We start from the raw sequence: 18,688 nt of genomic DNA, 5'->3' as shown, positions 1-18,688 counted from the left end.
AGATCAAAGATCTAAAAAGACTAAATAGTATCCAAGTATTATTTACAGACACTAAGAAACAGCTAGAATGTATATGGAAATAAATAATATTTATAATTAAAGGGGAAGACAATGACTTACCTGAAGTCTGTAGTTAAACCAATGGCAGTTAAACCAATCGTGGCGGGCATTTTGTTAAGCTCAGTTGCTCATTCTGGTTTACTTGCTGCTCAAGTCCTGGAAGAAATCATAGTTACCGCCCAATTACGTGCTGAGAGCTTGCAGGATGTTCCTGTCTCTGTCTCGGCTATATCGGGCACCAAGATGATGGAAGCCGGTATCGATAAAATCGAAGACCTGCAAGCTTATGTACCCAACTTAACAATGTCTGAAACGGGCATCGGCACCAATATTTATATCCGTGGTATTGGCTCTGGTATTAACCAGGGCTTTGAACAATCTACGGGGATGTATGTAGATGGTGTCTCCTACGGTAGAGGGCAATTATCCCGTGCTCCTTTCCTTGATCTTGAGCGTGTGGAAGTGCTTCGCGGCCCACAAAATATTTTATTTGGTAAAAACAGTATTGCCGGTGCCTTAAGTCTTACCACTGCCAAGCCTGGAGATGAGTTTGAAGGCTCTGTATCCGCGCTATATGAGCCTGATCATGGTGAAGAAGTGTATGACCTGGTGTTGTCCGGTCCTATTACCGCTGATTTAGGTGCGCGACTGGCTTATCGCAATCGGACTATGGATGGTTATATGGAAAACCTGACTAACGGTAATGATGAGCCTAATCGCGATGAAGAAACTATTCGCGTCATTTTTGACTGGCAGGCTTCTGAAGATCTGGATTTGACCTTTAAATATGAAACCAGTGATTTTGATGTTAATGGTCGACAGATAGAAATTGATAAAGAAGAGCCTTCCCTTGACCCGAGCTTTGGTGGTCTTAATTATTCCCAGATTTTAGCCGGTGCATTTGGTCAGGATCTGAGTGTGTTGAATAACTATCAGGATGGCCGTCGAAGCTCTAATGGTGATTATAGTGAAAATAGTACTGATAACTTCACCCTGAACGCTAACTATGCTTTAGGGGAGGGGACCCTTACGGTTATTGGTGCCTTTATGGAATACGATTACGAAGAGCTCTGTGATTGTGATTTTACCGCCGGTAATGTTTTTAGCTTAATTAGTGAAGAAGAGTATGAGCAAACCAGCCTTGAGGTAAGGTTTGATTCAGGTACTGGTGAAACCTTTGAATATATTACCGGTTTTTATTACCAGGATAGTGAGCTTGAATTTGCGGATCAGTTCTTTCTGCCCGCCGATAGCGTTTTGGTTGGCGCGCTTGATGCGTCATGGGCTGCTGGAGATATTCCGTTTCCATATGCTCCCGGTAGTGCGATAGCTAGCACTTCCGCTCCGAGGTCTTTTCAGCAGGATACTGAGCTGTGGTCTGCGTTTATTCAGTTTACTTACAATATGTCCGACGACTTAAGACTCACCTTTGGTGGACGTTATTCCAATGAAGAGAAAGATGCATCCCGTTCACTGGATGTTGCAAATCTTGATGGTAGTGATATTACTGATCCGCTCGCCAAAGGCCAGGCAGTTGGTGTTTATACCGGTGTCTTCTTATTTGAGCCTCACGATCTGAATGATTCACGTTCTGAAGACAATTTCTCACCGATGATTACAGCTGAGTATGACCTTAACGAAGATGTTATGCTTTACGCCACAGCCAGCCAGGGCTTTAAGTCAGGTGGTTTTGATGTTCGCTCAAATGCCTCCCCGGATACACCTTTCCCGGTAGGTACTTTTGCTTATGATGAAGAAGAAGCCACCAGCTTTGAAGCGGGTGCCAAAACAACCTTGCTGGGTGGTGCGGCCGAGCTAAATGTTGCGGTGTTCTTTACCCAATACGATGATCTGCAGGTCAGTGTCTTTGATAGCAAGGTAGGCTTCAATGTAGGTAATGCTGCAGAAGCTGAAACACAGGGTATCGAAATTGATGGTCGCTGGATGCTAACCGACACGTTGACTCTGACAGGTGCCCTGGCGTTTTTGGACTTCGAGTTTAAGGATTTCGAAGATGGCCAGTGTACTCAAGGTGTATTGCCTGATCAGGTTCTGGTTTACCCTGGCAGTACTGAATTTGACGGCTTCTGTGATTACACCGGTGAAACCAACCAATATGTTGCTGACTGGAGTGGTAACATAGGTTTGGATTACACCAACACTATCGGCAGCGCGCTGGAGTTCCGTGCCAACCTTGACGTCATCTTTACCGATGATTACAACCCAAGCCAGACACTGGACCCTGCGGTTGAGCAAGATGGTTATAGCAAAATCAATGCACGCGTCGCTTTGGCAGAAATTGAGGGTGTTTGGGAAGTGGCGGTAGTCGGTAAAAACTTAACCGACGAAACTATCGTGACCTACTCAAACGGTACGCCACTTGCCTTTAGTAATTTCCAGGCAAAAAGTCGTTATAATTTCTATGAGCGTGGTCGTAGTGTAGCCATCCAAGGTACTTATCGTTTTTAGGTTCCGGCTAAGCGTCATTGCATAAATGGCGCATCTTTATATCCCATCCCCGTCTACGTACGGGGATTTTTATGTTGGCCTTAGCAGTATCGAACATCTGTAGCTCTAATAAATAATGACGTGGTTTGTAAGTATAATGCGCTTTCCCCTTACTGTTTGTGCAGTCTATTTGTTGTTTTCTTTTTTCTCATTAATGACTCAGGCCAAGCCGGCAGATAACGCTGACTTTATCGGTAGTCAGCGATGTGCGGCTTGCCACCAGCAAGCTTATAAAGAGTGGCAAGGTTCCCATCACGATCAAGCAATGATGGTAGCAGACAGCGCTTCTGTGCTGGGTGATTTTGATCAGGCAACTTTTACCCTAAACGGTATTACTTCAACCTTTTTTAAAAAAGGGGATGAGTATTGGGTCAATACCGATGGCGCTGATGGCAAGCTACAGGATTTCAAAATTGACTATACCTTTGGTGTAAGCCCGCTTCAGCAATACTTGATTGGCTTTGATGATGGACGCTACCAAAGCTTGAGTATCGCTTGGGATAGCCGTAGCAAAGAAGAGGGCGGACAACGCTGGTTTCATTTATATCCCGATGTCAGCGGTCATGAAGATGTATTGCACTGGACCCGCTTTTCCCAAAACTGGAATTCCCGCTGTGCTGAATGTCACTCTACTAATCTGCAAAAAAACTATGATGTCAGCTCCAATAGCTACCAGACCACCTGGTTTGAAATTGATGTAGCCTGTGAGTCCTGCCATGGAGCGGGTAGCCAGCATATTGAATGGCTTAACAGTAAAGACGATAACAAAGGGGATAACAAAGGTTTGCTAACTGACATCCGTTCCGATGGACAGTGGCAGCGTTCGCCGGGTTTAAACACTGCCGCCAAGCACGGTGCCAGTCGTGCCCATACCGACCAGCAAATTAACAGCTGTGCTGGATGCCATTCCCGTCGCTCTATCATCGGTGAGGTTGATAATAAAACCCCTCAAGGTAAAGAGCTGCTAGATACCCATCTATCCCGTTTAATAGAGTCTCCTCTATATCATGTTGATGGCCAGATTCTTGATGAGGTTTATGTCTATGGCTCTTTTGTGCAAAGCAAAATGTACCAGCGTGGCGTGGTATGCAGTGATTGTCATAACCCTCATAGCCTCAAATTAAAAGCACCCGATAACCAGGTCTGCGCTCAATGCCATAATCCTTCAGTGTTTGATCAACCTGAGCATCACCATCACAACAATACCAGTGAAGGCTCACAGTGTGTTAATTGTCATATGCCAGAAACCACTTATATGACCGTAGACCCTCGCCGTGATCACAGCCTGCGCATTCCCCGTCCCGATCTATCGCAAAGCTTGGGTGTTCCCAATGCCTGCAACCAATGTCATACCGACAAAGAGACCGACTGGACACTTGCCGCTTTTAAACAGTGGTATCCAGACCGTATAGAACATGCCAGTTTTGCACCATTAATATATGCGGGCGAGCAGGGCGCGGCACAGGCATTACCGCAGCTATCTGCCCTGGTTGATGATGAGTCTATGCCGATTATGGTTAGGGCCTCTGGTTTGCAGCTATTAAGAAATTATCCCAATCAATATGCGGTCAATACCGCATTGCTACAATTAGAGTCATCCAGCGCCACTATGCGTCTTGCCGCTATTGGGGTGATTGAATTACTACCGGAACAGCAACGTATTCGCCATCTATGGCCATTAATGAGCGATCCGGTCAAAGCCATCAGACTGGAAGCCGCTCGATTATTTGCGAGTATGCTGGTTAGTCACAATGTTGTCTTGCAGCCCTCACAAAAGCAAACAGTGCAGGCAGCGGTTGATGAATATATAGCATCAATACAACTCAATGCCGATACCCCCGCTGGCCAAATGCAGTTAGGTGTGTTGTACCAATCCATGAATCAATGGGGGCTAGCTGAACAGGCTTACCAGCAGGCACTACTGATTGAGCCTCACTATATTCCGGCATTGTTGAATAGGGCGGATCTCTTTCGCGCCAAAGGGCAGGATCAACTAGCTCTGCCACTGTTGGAAAAAGCCATACTCATTGATGCTAATAATGTTTCAGCTAATTATGCAATGGGCTTGCTGATGATCCGCTTAAAGCAGCTTGATAAAGCCACGGCTTATCTTGAGGTGGCCGCTACACAGGCTCCTGATATTGTCCGCTATAGCTATGTTTATGCGGTTGCCTTGTTTGAAAGTGGTAAACGGGATTGGGCCATTACAATGCTGAAAAGGGCTTTACTGCGCAGCCCCGGCAATACCGATATTCTCTCGGCACTGGCCAGTTATTTGGATATGCAGGGGCGCAAAGAAGAAGCGCGGCAGTATTCCGCGCAATTACCGCAGAGTAGCCAATAATATTCCAAGCCACAGCGATGGATGCAAACACTGTGTTAAAAGCACTGTGTTAAAAGCGGCAAAAGCGAATTGTTGGGTAATTTGGAAAGAGAAGCCGCACCGATGCTAATGAGCATCTATGCAATTTAACATAATATACATTATGCGAAGCTTCTTATGGTGGTAGATACAAACCAGAACAGCTAAATAGATCCTACTTCTTGCGATGTAAGCCGATCAAACCTACCAGTGCCGAGCCAAACAACCAGGCTGCACCAGGTACCGGTACTTCACTGGGCTGTACTGACAAACCGATAAGTTGTGCTTTTTTCTGAATTGTTGCACTGTCGCCTAGCTCAGTAGTCACAGCGCGTAAATTGTTTTGAACTTGGACGACAATACTGGTATCACTTCCCCAGCCAGCAATCGCTGTCAGATCAACAGCCGCGATTGCACTCCACTCAGTCAGGGCACCTACAGTATCCATATTCCCTGCAGCAAATATTTGAGAAGTGTTCAGCGCAACATCAGGAAGACCGGGAATTAATAAAGGATTGGGACCAACTTTTGTATTACTGGTTACCTGAAGTCGTCCATTCGCCTGAACCTCTGCACTGGACCCAAACAGTTCATAATCGCCCACTTCGACAAAGGAAATGCTTCCAATTTCATAAGAAAAGCCATCTAAAACCTGAATTTGAATATTTAGGACATCTGAAGTTATTACAGCACCATCCAGATTCGTGGCTTGCGCCCCAAAATTAGTTGGTAAAAAGTAAATACTATCGCCAACAACACCAGCCGAGCCAAATAATGTGCTGTCGTCAAAAGTAAAACTGACGTTATCTCCATTCAGGGTGACAGTGGCAGCTTGCGAGCTTGCAGCTGCTAATGAAATTATAAGAGCCGCCAAGGCTGGAATTTGTTTCAACATGAGGGATGTATCCCAATGATTAATTTTAATTATATTCTGTATATTATATGACCAATTGGAATAAAAAGTCAATGTGACGCTGAAATGGATGGGCCCTTATCGGCCCCTGCTTCTCCCATAAATTTAATATCAAGGGCAATAATACCGCTTTTTTTCTTCAGCGAAGTACCAGCCAACTTGCCGCCATCTACAATTAATTACTTTAAAAGCTTGCAGGATATAGCTCACTGTATATAATCACAGAGCTGTATATAAAAACAGATAATCAGTTTCAGGCACACTCAAGCATATTTAAGCAAATATAAGTCAAACAGGAAGGCACTATGACCAAGCTGACACAACGACAAAGCGAAGTACTAGCAGTAATCAAGAGTCATATTGACGAAACAGGCTTCCCCCCTACCCGTGCTGACATTGCCCGTGAGCTGGGTTTTAAATCCGCCAATGCCGCTGAAGAGCACCTCAAAGCCCTGGCCAGAAAAGGTGCTATTGAAATGATTGCCGGTGCCTCACGGGGTATTCGCATTCCAGATAGTGAAGAAGAAAAAGGTATCCCCATTGTTGGCCAGGTAGCCGCCGGTAGCCCTATTACCGCGCAGGAACATATTGAAGACTATTGCGAAATGCCACAATCGTTTTTTAGCCCACAGGCGGATTACTTCCTGCGTGTGCGCGGCGACAGTATGATTGATATCGGTATATTTGAAGGCGACTTGCTGGCCGTGCACAAAACCAGTGATGCGCAAAATGGTGAAATTGTGGTGGCACGTATAGACGATGAAGTAACGGTAAAACGCCTGAAGAAAACCCGTAGCAAGCACCAAATACTGTTATTGCCAGAAAATGAAGACTACCAGCCTATCGAAGTGGACCTGCGTCACCAGGACTTTGAAATTGAAGGTTTAAGTGTTGGTGTAGTAAGACGGCAGTAACGCGATTGTCATCCCTGCGAAGGCGGGAATCTACAGTGCTGGGTCCTCGCCCTTAGCGGGGATGACGTTCCTTAGCAGGGGTGGTAAGAAATATCACTTAGTGAAGTACGTGCTCTTCGCTCTCACCGAATACAATTTCACCGTCCTCTTCTTCAAACCTGGCTTCAAGCCTGGCTTCATTTAGATGCGCCGCGGCTTGAATACCGGCCTGAATCATCGCCTTGGCAATATCAATACCCGCATCACCAATATAATCTTTGGACTCTTCAGAGAAGCGAATCTCAACCAGCGGATCTCCTTCTTCATCGGAGCGTTTTAGCACGATTTCGCCATCGGCTAATTGAACAATCTCTAAAAATGGTGACGACACTGCAATTTCCTAACACTTAATTAGATACCACGATGGTATCGTTGGGCAGTTATTCTAACAGCCAGACTTTGGCAGCGAAAGGTACCCTGGGTCATTTAATAAAGCACACTGTGAATACGATGTTCCCTCGCGACGGACATTTACCACTCTTCAAGCCTTGCACGCTGGTTTTCTATCACCGCACTTAGCTGCTGCCAGTACCGCTTAATCGTATCGAGCTCTATTGTGCTGTTAGACTCCGGGCTGGAAAAAGCAACTATTTGGTTGTTTTTTGGACGACTAACCACCTTATTAATAGGGCCAATAGCCTGATAATGAGACTGAAGCTGCTGTAACCAGCTGGCAGAGGATTCCAGCTCGTGTAATTCAAGCGCCTCAGCGGAATGCTGCTCTGCAGCCTCCATTGCCCCTAGCAACTCCTTGGCATCGCTAAAATCAGCCAAAGGGATGGTATAAGCCGTAGCTATTTCGGCCAGATAGGCCTGATAGGTTTTAATTAGGTGAAATACAGCGGACTCACCCAAAGATTGCTCAAGCACTGACTTGGCAATTTCTTCATTGGCCAACTGCTGGCTCAGCCAATCAATATGCAGGCGAGAAAAATAAAGCCGCTGATTAACCACAGGACGTTGTGCATTAGCCATGAGCTAGCTCGCTTTCTTTTTCTTGCTCTTGGTTTTGGTCTTGCCTTCCTGGATTATCCACTTGCCGCCTTCATAAAACGCCTTCCAGCCTGATGGTTTACCATCAACCTCTGTCTGCACGTACTGCTCTTTGGTTTTTCGGCTATAGCGAATAATGGTTTTATTGCCATCCGGATCTTCCGTGGGGGCTTTAAACAGGTGCTTATACTTTGGGTCAATTTCTTTCTTGTGCGGCAAGATCTCTTCCACCAGTGGCGCACGTGTTTCGCGGTTTTTAGGGAAATTACTGGCCGCTAAAAACATACCGGAAGCGCCGTCGCGTAACACGTAGTGGTCATCCACTTTCACACACTGCAATTCTGGCATGGGAACAGGGTCCATCTTAGGTGGTGCCGCTTCCCCATTTCTTAATAGCTTACGCGTATTTTTACACTCTTCATTGGTACAACCAAAGTACTTGCCAAAACGGCCAGACTTCAGCTGCATTTCTGCACCACATTTATCGCAGTCCAGTACCGGCCCTTCGTAGCCTTTAATTTTGAAGGTGCCCTGCTCTACCTCAAAACCCGAACAATCAGGGTTATTGCCGCAGACATGCAGTTTGCGCTGTTCATCAATTAGATAGCTATCCATCGCGGTATTACAAATTTTACAGCGATGTTTGTTTAACAATAAGCGCGATTCACCTTCGTCGTCGTCATCAACACTGACAACTTCATCACCGGAAACCAGGTTAATGGTACATTTACAACGTTCTTTGGGAGGCAGGGCATAACCTGAGCACCCTAGAAATACACCGGTACTGGCCGTACGAATCTGCATATTACGACCACACTTTGGGCACTCAATATCCGTCTCAGTCGGATCATTGCTGCGCATGCCGCCCTCTTCTGCCCCGGCCGCTTCCAGCTTTTGACCAAAGTCAGTATAAAAATTATTTAACAGAACTTTCCAGTCCAGCTCACCGTCAGCCACTTCATCTAACTGCTCTTCCATCTTGGCGGTAAAGTTGTAATCCAGTAAATCGCTAAAGCTTTCAACCAGACGTTCTGTAACTACATCACCCATTTTTTCCGCATAAAAACGGCGATTTTCAACCCGGACATAACCACGGTCCTGAATGGTTGAAATAATCGATGCATAGGTGGATGGACGACCGATACCGCGTTTCTCTAACTCTTTTACCAGGCTGGCTTCACCATAGCGCGGTGTTGGCTTGGTGAAATGCTGGCTGGGGTCCAGTTTTTGCAGCTTGAGTTCATCGTTAACTTTTACATCCGGCAGGATAACGTCTTCTTCTTTTTTCGAGGTAGGTGGTAATACTTTCATAAAGCCGTCAAAGCGCATGACCCTGCCGCGGGTACGCAATTCAAAATCACCCGCAGTGACTACAATGCTGCTGCTGGTAAATTCCGCAGGCACCATTTGGCAGGCCACAAACTGACGCCAGATTAATTCATACAAACGTTCGGCATCCCGCTCCATTTTCTGCAACTGGGTAGGTTTGATATTGACATCCGAAGGACGGATGGCTTCGTGCGCTTCCTGTGCACCCTCTTTGCTGGAATAGCTCATTGGGGCTTCAGGTAAATATTTTTTACCGTGATTTGACTGAATAAACTCACGACAGGCACCTACCGCATCGGCGCTCAGGTTGGTCGAGTCAGTACGCATATAAGTGATATAACCCGCTTCATATAAGCGCTGTGCCATCATCATGGTTTTCTTAACGCCAAAGCCTAAACGGGTACTGGCAGACTGCTGCAAGGTCGAAGTAATAAACGGTGCTGAAGGTTTTGACTTGGTCGGTTTGTCTTCACGCTTGCTAACAATAAAAGATTGTTCATTTAAGGAGGCCAATACAGCATCGGTTTGCTCTTTATTGGCTGGACGGAAAGCCTTATCGTTTTGCTTTTTAACTTCAAGCCGCAGCGGCGTGCCGTCTACAGCGGTATCGGCAAATACCTGCCAAAACTCTTCAGGGATAAAAGCGCGGATCTCTTGCTCTCGCTCAACAATCAGGCGAGTTGCTACCGACTGCACCCGGCCCGCTGAAATACCACGGGCAATCTTCGCCCATAATAGTGGCGAAACCATATAACCCACTACCCGGTCTAAAAAGCGGCGGGCTTGCTGGGCATTAACACGATGGGTATCCAGCTCACCGGGGACCTCAAAGGCTTCGGTAATAGCTTTTTTGGTAATCTCGTTAAACACCACCCGGCGGTAACGGTTATCGTCGCCGCCAATAGCCTGCTGTAGGTGCCAGGCAATCGCTTCTCCCTCGCGGTCCAAATCCGTTGCGAGGTAGATGGTGTCGGCTTCTTCAGCCAGCTTTTGTAATTCGGTGACCACCTTTTCTTTGGCGGGAAGTATCTCGTAGTGGGCGTCCCAGTTCTTCTCGGGGTCAATACCCATGCGGGCAATTAACTGCTCACGGCTCTTCTTTTTTTTGTAGGCCGCCTTCTTCTTAGGGTCCATTTTACGGGTTTTGGCGGCGGCTTTGGCGCGCTCTTTAGGGTCGACCTTCTTGCTACCGGAGGTCGGCAGGTCACGGATATGACCCACGCTGGATTTAACAATGTAATCTTTACCCAAATACTTATTAATCGTCTTTGCTTTCGCAGGAGACTCCACGATGACCAGTGATTTACCCATATTGCCCTTCTATGATGATAAATATCCTGCCTGATATGGCAGCGAGGCGACATATATAAGGGCTGTTCAAGGCTGGGTCAAGGGATTGATGTGACTTTTTATTTTGCAGCGGTTGTCTTATGCCATCGATTTAGCCTGATTTTTTGTTTTTAGAATAAGAGCTAAGCCACGGATTTTTCAGGATTTATTTATAGAAATACAGCTTACTAAAAAAGCCAATACAGCCACAAAAAAAATTACTGATGAATAAACTCAAATCGGGGCTGGCTTACACCATCCACTTCAACCTGCTCAATAAACATACTAAGTGGGCGCACCCACAGGCCCATCTCTCCATAGAGGGCTTTATACACCACCAAGCTCTCCCTGGTTTCGCTATGGCTCGCCACTCCAATCACTTGATAATCGTAGCCTTTGTAGTGACGATACAGGCCGTTGCGTAGCTCAGACATTGTGTTTCCTTGATGGGGGTAAAAGTATTACTTCTATATATAGATGGTAAAAAAATCGGGTAAAAGTGTTAATTAGGTGATTCCAGCGCCAGCACTTTAGTACGCAGTTGTACCAGCCGCTGATAAAGACCTGCTACCACCTCAGCATCTCCCCGCTCGCGCCAATACAAAGCCAGGCCGGGCTTGGCATATTCCAGTGCCACAACGGACTCCGGTAACTGGTCAAGACAGTGTTGCATTAAGGTCTGTAAGGCTGGATTATCCAGCGTTGGCGGATGTTCACCCGGGTCACGCAGCAATAGAAAATCAACACTTTCAGGGTGTCTGCGCTTCACCTCCCAGGGCAGGCGATAAGTTACACCCTGCTCGACTTTCTCTCTACGCACCCTGGCGCGATGCTGTTGGGGTAAATCCGCTATTTTGACAATAAAGCCCAATGACATCGCCATTTGCCGCAGCTGCATTTGCCGCTTTTGTTTAGGGCTTGGCATAATCCAGAATATAGGGGATAGAACCATCAGCACAACAACAGCAATAATCAGGTAACTCACTCTTTCTCCAAAGCCTTAAAGCGGCTGATAATAATTAAAGGAAGCCTGCTTATGCCGCCCCCTATTTGACTACCCATATTTGATATGGATCAGTAGACTTTAGCAGTAAATTATAAGTTAATAAGTAACACCCACAGCCAATAAGGAACTGGCCATGAGCAACTATCAAACGATATTACTCGCTACCGACTTATCCGACGAAGGCGAACAAGTCGCACAGAAGGCTGCCGCCATCGCTACAGCAGAAAATGCAGCCCTGCATATGATACATGTCATCGAGCCACTAAGCTTTGCCTATGGCGGAGATATTCCTATGGACTTCTCCGGCATTCAGGATGAAATTCAAAGCCAGGCCGAAGCCCAAATAGCTGAGTTTGCCGCGAAATACGCTCTACCTAAAGAAAACCAGCATATTGTTATTGGTCGAGCCGAGAATGAAATTCACTCTTTGGCTGAGGCACTTAATGCCGATCTCGTGGTTGTCGGCAGTCATGGCCGCCACGGTATTGCTTTATTGTTAGGCTCTACAGCTAACGGTGTCTTGCATGGTGCCACCTGTGATGTACTTGCGGTTCGCGTCGGTGAAAGCTAATAGTTCAGCCTTCTGATAGCTCTACCCAGCGTTCATAGCAAGTCTCCAACTCATTGGTCACAGTCGCCAAGGCCTCAAGCCTTTCTGTCACCAAGCTGTGTTCTTGCTGGTAGAAGTCCGCCGCTGTGGTTTCTTGCGTTAGCTTTTCTTGCTGCTGCTCCAGCGTTTCAATCTGTTCCGGCAGCAATTCCAACTCCCGTTGATCTTTATAGCCCAGTTTTTTAGCTGGTTTTTTTGTCGCTGTTCTTGCTTCGGGTGTTTCAATCAGCTCGGCAGGCTTTTTGGTACTGCCTGTGTCAGTGGTAAAAGCTCCGCCTTGACGCAACCAGTCTTTATAGCCACCAACATACTCTTGCACGGTGCCACTGCCTTCAAAAGCCAGGGTTCCGGTAACCACATTATCCATAAAGTCCCGGTCGTGACTGACCAGTAAAATTGTCCCGGCAAAGTCTACCAATACCGCCTCTAGCAACTCCAGGGTTTCAACATCCAGATCATTAGTGGGCTCATCCAGCACTAAAATATTTGCTGGCATGCTGAATAGCAAAGCCAATTGAACACGGTTTCGCTCACCACCAGACAAAGCTTTTAAAGGCGTTCTTGAACGCTCGGGGGAAAATAAAAAGTCAGACAGATAACTTAAAATATGCCGAGACTTACCATTAATATCAATACTCTCACGGCCCTGGCCAACTACATCAACAATGGTTTTTTCATCATCTAACTGGTCACGCATCTGGTCAAAATAAGCCACATCCAACTTACTCCCCAGTTTTACCGTACCGCTTGATGGCGCTAACTCACCGAGAATAATTTTAAGCAAAGTGGTTTTACCTACACCATTAGGCCCCAGTAAACCGATCTTATCGCCGCGAATAATATTAAAGCTCAAGTCTTTGATCAGCACATTGCCATCAAATTCATGACTGATACGGTTTGCTTCAGCAACTAATTTGCCAGATTTACTGGCAGCCTCAACGGCAATTTTAGCGGCACCTTGCACGTTGCGACGCTGAGAGCGCTCTTCCCTGAGTTTTTTGAGGGCCCGTACACGGCCTTCATTGCGGGTTCTACGGGCTTTTATTCCCTGCCGTATCCAGACCTCCTCCTGCGCCAATTTTTTATCAAACAACGCATTTTGCTGCTCTTCAACCACAAGCAGATGGGCTCGCTCTTCCAAGTAGTTATCGTAACCACACTGGAATAGCTGCAGATGACCACGGTCAAGCTCGATAATTTTGGTGGCTAATCGACGCACCAGGGCCCGGTCGTGGGTTATAAACAGCACAGCCCCTTTAAAATCCAATAGCTGCTTTTCCAACCATTCGATAGTCTCTATATCCAAGTGGTTGGTGGGCTCATCAAGTAATAATAAATCAGGTGCAGTAACTAACACTTTTGCCAAGGCGACACGTCTACGCCAACCGCCAGATAATGTCGACATCACTTTATCAGCAGGCAGCGCCAGACGGCTAAGTACCTCATCAATCCGCTGCTGATAGCTCCAGCCATCTTTGGCCTCTATCTGGTGCTGTAGCTGCTCCATTTTTTTTAAGCCGGCATCATCTAATTGCTGGGCAATCAACTGGTCATATTCTGCAATCAGGTCGCCTATTTCCTGTAAACCGGAAGCAACCACCTGCATCACTGTCTGTTCGTCGGCTTTGGGCAGCTCTTGTTCAAGCCTCGAAATACGCACAGATGGGCGCTTCCAGATACTACCGCTATCCGGTTTAATCACACCCTCTACCAGCTTCATCAGAGTAGATTTACCGGCACCATTGCGCCCCACCAGGCAGATGCGGTCACCTTTAAACAGTTGAACATTGGCCTCTTCTAACAGCACATGATGGCCGTAGGCCAAGCCAAGATCATTGACACGAAGTAATGGCATTCAGTAATTCCTTACGCAGGCAGTTAAAAGGCCGCGGATTTTATCATTGTATACTGCGATGACCTAGTCAGGTCAGTAGTCATATCAACAAAAATTATCAATTCATATGAGTGGCTTTATGCTATTGCTCGACAAGAAAGTGCCTTTGCCCATGACGCTTATTCTTCAGCGGGCGCAAGAGGCTTAATGCAACTGCGCTCAGGCACTGCCCGGCAGGTCGCCAAACGTATTGGTGTGCCCCACAAAAAATCAGATTTATTTCATGCCGAACACAATATCACTTTGGGCAGTAATTACCTGAAGCAACTGCTGGATAAATTTGAGGGTAATAGAATTTTAGCCACTGCTGCCTATAACGCTGGCCCAAATCGAGTGAATAAATGGCTTGAAAACCAGACTAAAACCCTACCCCATGATGTTTGGATAGAGACACTTCCCTTCCATGAAACTAGAAGCTATGTACAGAATGTACTGGCTTTTTCAGTCATCTATGGCCATAGACCAGGCATCAAGTCACCACTGATTGCTGAGCAGGTATTATTTATTGGTAGAAAGAAGTCAGGCTAAACCAGTACCTCAACGGTATCGCCAAAAGCAATTTTTGGACTCAATAATTAATCGATAAATAGTAAAAATTGTTGCTGATCGAATGGCCAGCCAATTTCCGCGCCATTATCACTTCTGGCCACGACTGGAATTCGAATACCGTAACGGTTGATCAAGTCATCGGAATCACTAATATCCACTTTAACGATTTGGTATTTTGGCTCGAGTACAGGTTCAATAAGCTCTAAAGCCTGCTCGCAGAGATGACAACCAACCGTGGTATATAAAATAAGTTCTTTCATAAACAGTAAGTCATATTCCCCAAAAAAACACTGTCATCCCCGCCTGCGCGGGGATGACGAGAGTAGTTACAGGTCGTAACCACGTTCGTTATGGGCAACCACATCAAGACCTTCAGTCTCTTCGTCTTCAGTTACTCGCAAGCCAACCATCGCTTTAACAACCATTAGCAGGATATAAGTGACAACTGCAGTATAAACAAAAGTGGCAGCAATACCTGTCAGCTGTACACCCAACTGACTGCTTATTGTCATACCTTCTGGAAGACCCTGGCCACTAAAAAGACCCAACTCAGAGCTGGCAAAAATACCTGCCATAAAGGTACCCAAAATACCACCTACACCGTGCACGGGGAAAACATCCAGCGAGTCATCAATATTCAGCTTCTGCTTAATGGTTAAGGTAGCGTAAAAGCAAATCAGACCAGCACTAAAACCAATCACAATAGCGCCAGCAGGGCCAACAAAACCGGAGGCTGGAGTAATGGTACCCAAACCGGCAACCATACCCGTTACCGCACCAAGGGCACTGGGTTTGCCGTATTTTAACCACTCAATGCACAACCAGGTGAATGCGCCGGTGGCGGCAGACAGATGAGTAACCAGCATCGCCATACCAGCATCGCCATTAGCGGCTAGTGCACTACCGGCGTTAAAACCGAACCAACCTACCCACAGCATACCTGCACCGGTAATGGTCATAGTCATATTATGTGGAGGCATGGCTGTTTCGCCAAAGCCATTGCGGTTGCCTAATACCAGCGCCGCTACTAATGCAGCCACACCTGCTGTGATATGAACCACAGTACCACCGGCAAAATCCAGCAGACCCATCTGGCCTAACCAGCCGCCGCCCCAAACCCAGTGGGTAATCGGTGCATAAACCACCAATAACCAAAGGGCAGAGAAAATCATTACTGCAGAGAACTTCATACGCTCAGCAAAACCGCCAATGATTAATGCTGGGGTAATTACCGCGAAAGTCATTTGAAACATCACAAATACGGTTTCAGGCAGGTCTCCGCTTAAGGAGCTTTCCATCACGCCAGCCAGGAACATCTTATCGAGGCTGCCTATATAGTCTCCACCCTCACCAAAGGCGATGGCGTAACCGATAACAAACCACATGATGGAGGCAATACAAGCAATGGCAAAGCATTGCATTAAAATACTTAACACGTTCTTGGAACGAACCAAGCCACCATAGAATAAAGCCAGGCCCGGCAATGTCATAAAGAGTACCAGCGCTGTGGAGGTAAGAATCCAGGCGGTATTCGCCCCATTCAGACCGTCATCGGCTAGTGTGAAGCCGGAGGCCAGGATTACAGTTAACATCACTGTAAGACGTGATAGCACAGAGCGCATAAGATTCCCCTTAATTTAGAAAGCTAAAAATGAATTTTATATGAGTTTAATTATTAATATTCAATGGCTTATATTATTTTTTTAATGTAAATAATCAACTTGAGCCAGCCCCGAAAAACGCACCGACTAAAACCATAGAGCACCATGGCTGTGCATTATAAAGACCTTGGGACTCAAGACGCAATCAGCTTATGCCTCTAAACCAATATTACTGACACCCAATGCCTTTATAGCCTCTTTGAGTGCAGCCACTACCTTTGGTCGACTCAGGGAGCCAGACTGTTGGACAATGCCATTTAACTGCTGGACGCATGCCTGCTCAGCGAGTAACAAAGGATGGCGGTCGCCCTCCTCGTCACCAATGGCGGCAAGGTAGCTCTCAATCGTTGAACTTGATAGCGTGACAATAGAATCCAGCTCGGCCTGGTCCCAGCGTTCACAGACACTTAGCAGAGCGCTTAAAGCCACCGAGGCATCAAGGGCTGGCCACACGCCGTACATATCAAAGTCTTCAGGGTCTGGTGTTATTAACTCCAGCTTCTCCTGCTGCTTTAGAAAATCGATGCGCTGGTTTTGGCCGGCTACCGACTCCCAGACCAGATTTAAAATATTCCGAAATACAGCGCTATCTCCACCGCCGGTCAACTCACAGAACAAATCGTAATTTCCGGCCATGCGCATCACCAGCGCTGCTGAAAAAGCGATCTCCTGCCACTGGCTTTCAATCTGTTCAGTATTTGACGGCTTCTTCACATTTTCTCCACATATCGACGGTAACTTATTGTAAAACTGTACTTTATTGAGCAAAAAAACCAAACTCTTCTATACTTTATCACTGATAAAACAACGCTTTCAGTCTCAATTAACGATATTCAGGCAGCGAAGGCCAGAACAAAACAGCAAGTAGTGAGCTATGGCCATAACAAAGATTGATGTTATCAAAATCTACAAACAAAAGACCGCTCTGGTTATTGATGACTTCCCGGATATGCGCGGCTCCATTCGTAGAATGCTGGATAACTTTGGGATTATTTCCTGCGATACTGCCTCTAATGGCGAAGAAGCTATCCTGAAGTGTGAGGATAAAGTCTATGACATTATTCTTGCTGATTATAATTTAGGTGATCATAAAAATGGCCAGCAGATCCTTGAAGAGCTGCGCTTTAAGAACCTGCTGAAAAATACCACCATCTATATGATGATCACCGCTGAAACCACCAGGGATATGGTGTTCGGCGCACTCGAATACCAACCCGATGACTATCTCACCAAACCCTTTACCCAGGGTGTGCTGCAAAAACGCCTGGACCGAATGGTGCTGGAAAAAGAGTCGCTATTTGAAATCAATAATGCCATGGATCTGCTCGACTTCGATCGGGCCATCGAGCTGTGCCAGCAGCGTATTGATATGCACGATAAATACGAGCAACGCTGCCTGCGTATTATGAGCAACTGCTTTTATAAAAAACATCAATTCAGCCAGGCCAAAAAAATCTACCAGGGGATACTGGAACAACGTGAACTGGAATGGGCCTCCATCGGCCTTGGAAAATCCTTAATGGCGTTAAACGAACCAGATCAAGCTGAAGAGCTATTTACTAAACTGGCCAATGAAGGCTGCCTGTGTTTGGAAATTTACGATTGCCTGGCCGATATTAAAACCCATCAGGGAGATGTGGAAGAGGCTCAACGTATTTTGGAACGTGCGATTGAAGTTTCTCCTAATGCGATTATCCGCCAGGAAAAACTGGCTGAGCTCAGCGAGGATAATCACGACTGGGAGCGAGCAGAAAAATCCCGCAAGAAAGTGATTCGCCTTGGCAACAATTCCGTATACGAGAACCCGGAACACCATTTTAAACTGGCCAGGTGCATAAACTCACAAATTAGTGACAACCCTGAAGCCGCAAGAGACAAAGTTAAAGACGTTGAAGAAGTAATGCGCAGCGTCAAACGCAAATATAAAGACCATGAGGATATAGAACTACAATCAGATATTATTCAGGCCAGCGTCTACGCCAATGCCGGCGACGAAACCAAGTCGCAGGCCAAAATGGAAGCCATAAAAAGCAAGATGGAAGCGGCCCACAATAAATCGGCCCAACTGATGCTGGACATGGCCCAAACCTATAAATCAGTGGGTGATCACGATAAAGCCAAGGCCATTCTTAAAGACCTGGCCAAAAAATACGAAGATAACCCGAACATTTCAGAAGCGATTGATCGTCTCTCGGATGAACCGCTGAGTAAACTGGGCAAGCAAAAAGCTGTAGAACTTAACCAGCAAGGCAAAGAGCTATTTGCCAGTAAAGAGTATAGTAAAGCGATTCAACTATTTACCCAGGCGCTTAAGCACTACCCCAATAATATCGGCCTAAACCTAAATCTGATGCTGGCACTGGTACGAGAAATGTCTGCCCAGGGTGCTACAGCCGCACAGGTACAACACTGTACGGCCGCTAAAGATAAACTGGCCCATATCACCCCGGATAACCCCATGCACGACCGTTATAAAGTACTCTGTGAGCACCTGGTAAAACTCAATAAATCCTTATAAGGA

The 18,688-nt window shown here is 46.4% G+C and carries 16 protein-coding genes; 6 read left to right on the top strand and 10 right to left on the bottom strand.

The features are described from left to right. The first annotated feature begins 111 nt into the window (after positions 1–111). A complete protein-coding gene (locus P8H32_RS09965) occupies positions 112–2,529 on the top strand; it encodes a TonB-dependent receptor (RefSeq protein ID WP_301089304.1) in 2,418 nt (805 codons plus the stop codon). 169 nt (positions 2,530–2,698) lie between these two features. Further along, entirely contained in the window at positions 2,699–4,912 is a 2,214-nt protein-coding gene (locus P8H32_RS09960; RefSeq protein ID WP_301089303.1) for a multiheme c-type cytochrome, read from the top strand. Positions 4,913–5,105: 193 nt separating this feature from the next. On the opposite strand, the gene P8H32_RS09955 is transcribed toward P8H32_RS09960, so the two are convergent. Then, positions 5,106–5,825 carry a hypothetical protein gene (locus P8H32_RS09955; protein ID WP_297293206.1) on the bottom strand — a complete coding sequence of 240 codons (720 nt, stop codon included), beginning with the start codon at positions 5,823–5,825 and terminating at the stop codon, positions 5,106–5,108. 323 nt (positions 5,826–6,148) lie between these two features. Between P8H32_RS09955 and lexA the strand changes: the two genes are divergently transcribed. Continuing rightward, on the top strand, positions 6,149–6,757 hold the full coding sequence (gene lexA, locus P8H32_RS09950; protein WP_297293207.1) for a transcriptional repressor LexA: 609 nt from the start codon (positions 6,149–6,151) through the stop codon (positions 6,755–6,757). 97 nt (positions 6,758–6,854) lie between these two features. Here lexA and P8H32_RS09945 read toward each other — a convergent pair whose 3' ends face one another. The 5 genes from P8H32_RS09945 to P8H32_RS09925 form a co-directional block, all read right to left on the bottom strand. Further along, a complete protein-coding gene (locus P8H32_RS09945; RefSeq protein ID WP_297293208.1) occupies positions 6,855–7,127 on the bottom strand; it encodes a hypothetical protein in 273 nt (90 codons plus the stop codon). A gap of 140 nt (positions 7,128–7,267) precedes the next feature. After that, positions 7,268–7,771 (bottom strand): DUF6586 family protein, encoded by a 504-nt coding sequence (locus P8H32_RS09940; protein ID WP_301089302.1) that lies wholly within the window; start codon positions 7,769–7,771, stop codon positions 7,268–7,270. 3 nt (positions 7,772–7,774) lie between these two features. Further along, positions 7,775–10,429 carry a type I DNA topoisomerase gene (topA, locus tag P8H32_RS09935; protein ID WP_301089301.1) on the bottom strand — a complete coding sequence of 885 codons (2,655 nt, stop codon included), beginning with the start codon at positions 10,427–10,429 and terminating at the stop codon, positions 7,775–7,777. Positions 10,430–10,665: 236 nt separating this feature from the next. Then, a complete protein-coding gene (locus P8H32_RS09930; protein WP_297291972.1) occupies positions 10,666–10,881 on the bottom strand; it encodes a DUF1653 domain-containing protein in 216 nt (71 codons plus the stop codon). Between the two features lie 68 nt (positions 10,882–10,949). After that, positions 10,950–11,432: a hypothetical protein gene (locus P8H32_RS09925; protein ID WP_301089300.1), complete on the bottom strand. Its 483-nt coding sequence runs from the start codon at positions 11,430–11,432 to the stop codon at positions 10,950–10,952. A gap of 154 nt (positions 11,433–11,586) precedes the next feature. Between P8H32_RS09925 and P8H32_RS09920 the strand changes: the two genes are divergently transcribed. Continuing rightward, on the top strand, positions 11,587–12,024 hold the full coding sequence (locus P8H32_RS09920; RefSeq protein WP_297291970.1) for a universal stress protein: 438 nt from the start codon (positions 11,587–11,589) through the stop codon (positions 12,022–12,024). A gap of 4 nt (positions 12,025–12,028) precedes the next feature. On the opposite strand, the gene P8H32_RS09915 is transcribed toward P8H32_RS09920, so the two are convergent. Continuing rightward, positions 12,029–13,918: an ATP-binding cassette domain-containing protein gene (locus tag P8H32_RS09915; RefSeq protein WP_301089299.1), complete on the bottom strand. Its 1,890-nt coding sequence runs from the start codon at positions 13,916–13,918 to the stop codon at positions 12,029–12,031. A 42-nt stretch (positions 13,919–13,960) separates the two neighbouring features. Here P8H32_RS09915 and P8H32_RS09910 point away from each other — a divergent pair, with 42 nt between their 5' ends. Then, positions 13,961–14,485 (top strand): lytic transglycosylase domain-containing protein, encoded by a 525-nt coding sequence (locus P8H32_RS09910; protein WP_367279195.1) that lies wholly within the window; start codon positions 13,961–13,963, stop codon positions 14,483–14,485. Between the two features lie 47 nt (positions 14,486–14,532). Here the strand turns inward: P8H32_RS09910 and P8H32_RS09905 are convergent, their stop codons facing one another. The 3 genes from P8H32_RS09905 to P8H32_RS09895 all read right to left on the bottom strand — a co-directional run bounded on the left by P8H32_RS09905 (position 14,533) and on the right by P8H32_RS09895 (position 16,881). Further along, complete coding sequence (locus P8H32_RS09905; RefSeq protein ID WP_301089298.1) at positions 14,533–14,766, bottom strand: glutaredoxin family protein; 234 nt, start codon at positions 14,764–14,766, stop codon at positions 14,533–14,535. Between the two features lie 66 nt (positions 14,767–14,832). Continuing rightward, the gene (locus P8H32_RS09900) at positions 14,833–16,128 is read right to left on the bottom strand and encodes an ammonium transporter (RefSeq protein ID WP_297291967.1); all 1,296 of its coding nucleotides are present in this window, start codon (positions 16,126–16,128) and stop codon (positions 14,833–14,835) included. Between the two features lie 189 nt (positions 16,129–16,317). Further along, on the bottom strand, positions 16,318–16,881 hold the full coding sequence (locus P8H32_RS09895) for a DUF416 family protein (RefSeq protein WP_297291966.1): 564 nt from the start codon (positions 16,879–16,881) through the stop codon (positions 16,318–16,320). 160 nt (positions 16,882–17,041) lie between these two features. Between P8H32_RS09895 and P8H32_RS09890 the strand changes: the two genes are divergently transcribed. Beyond that, positions 17,042–18,685, top strand: coding sequence for a tetratricopeptide repeat-containing response regulator (locus P8H32_RS09890; protein ID WP_297291965.1), 1,644 nt, complete (start codon positions 17,042–17,044; stop codon positions 18,683–18,685). Positions 18,686–18,688 lie beyond the last annotated feature (3 nt).

It is taken from the genome of Oceanicoccus sp. (assembly GCF_029238675.1).
Lineage (GTDB): Bacteria > Pseudomonadota > Gammaproteobacteria > Pseudomonadales > Dasaniaceae > Oceanicoccus.
The sequence above is the reverse complement of the archived record's forward strand: the minus strand, read 5'-3'. Positions and strand labels throughout refer to the sequence as shown.

Excerpts from the sequence above, each read along its gene's own strand:
- P8H32_RS09965 (WP_301089304.1), top strand. The coding sequence starts at position 112 with ATGACTTACCTGAAGTCTGTAGTTAAACCAATGGCAGTTAAACCAATC.
- P8H32_RS09955 (WP_297293206.1), bottom strand. The coding sequence starts at position 5,825 with ATGTTGAAACAAATTCCAGCCTTGGCGGCTCTTATAATTTCATTAGCA.
- lexA (WP_297293207.1), top strand. The coding sequence starts at position 6,149 with ATGACCAAGCTGACACAACGACAAAGCGAAGTACTAGCAGTAATCAAG.
- P8H32_RS09940 (WP_301089302.1), bottom strand. The coding sequence starts at position 7,771 with ATGGCTAATGCACAACGTCCTGTGGTTAATCAGCGGCTTTATTTTTCT.
- topA (WP_301089301.1), bottom strand. The coding sequence starts at position 10,429 with ATGGGTAAATCACTGGTCATCGTGGAGTCTCCTGCGAAAGCAAAGACG.
- P8H32_RS09930 (WP_297291972.1), bottom strand. The coding sequence starts at position 10,881 with ATGTCTGAGCTACGCAACGGCCTGTATCGTCACTACAAAGGCTACGAT.
- P8H32_RS09920 (WP_297291970.1), top strand. The coding sequence starts at position 11,587 with ATGAGCAACTATCAAACGATATTACTCGCTACCGACTTATCCGACGAA.
- P8H32_RS09915 (WP_301089299.1), bottom strand. The coding sequence starts at position 13,918 with ATGCCATTACTTCGTGTCAATGATCTTGGCTTGGCCTACGGCCATCAT.
- P8H32_RS09905 (WP_301089298.1), bottom strand. The coding sequence starts at position 14,766 with ATGAAAGAACTTATTTTATATACCACGGTTGGTTGTCATCTCTGCGAG.
- P8H32_RS09900 (WP_297291967.1), bottom strand. The coding sequence starts at position 16,128 with ATGCGCTCTGTGCTATCACGTCTTACAGTGATGTTAACTGTAATCCTG.
- P8H32_RS09890 (WP_297291965.1), top strand. The coding sequence starts at position 17,042 with ATGGCCATAACAAAGATTGATGTTATCAAAATCTACAAACAAAAGACC.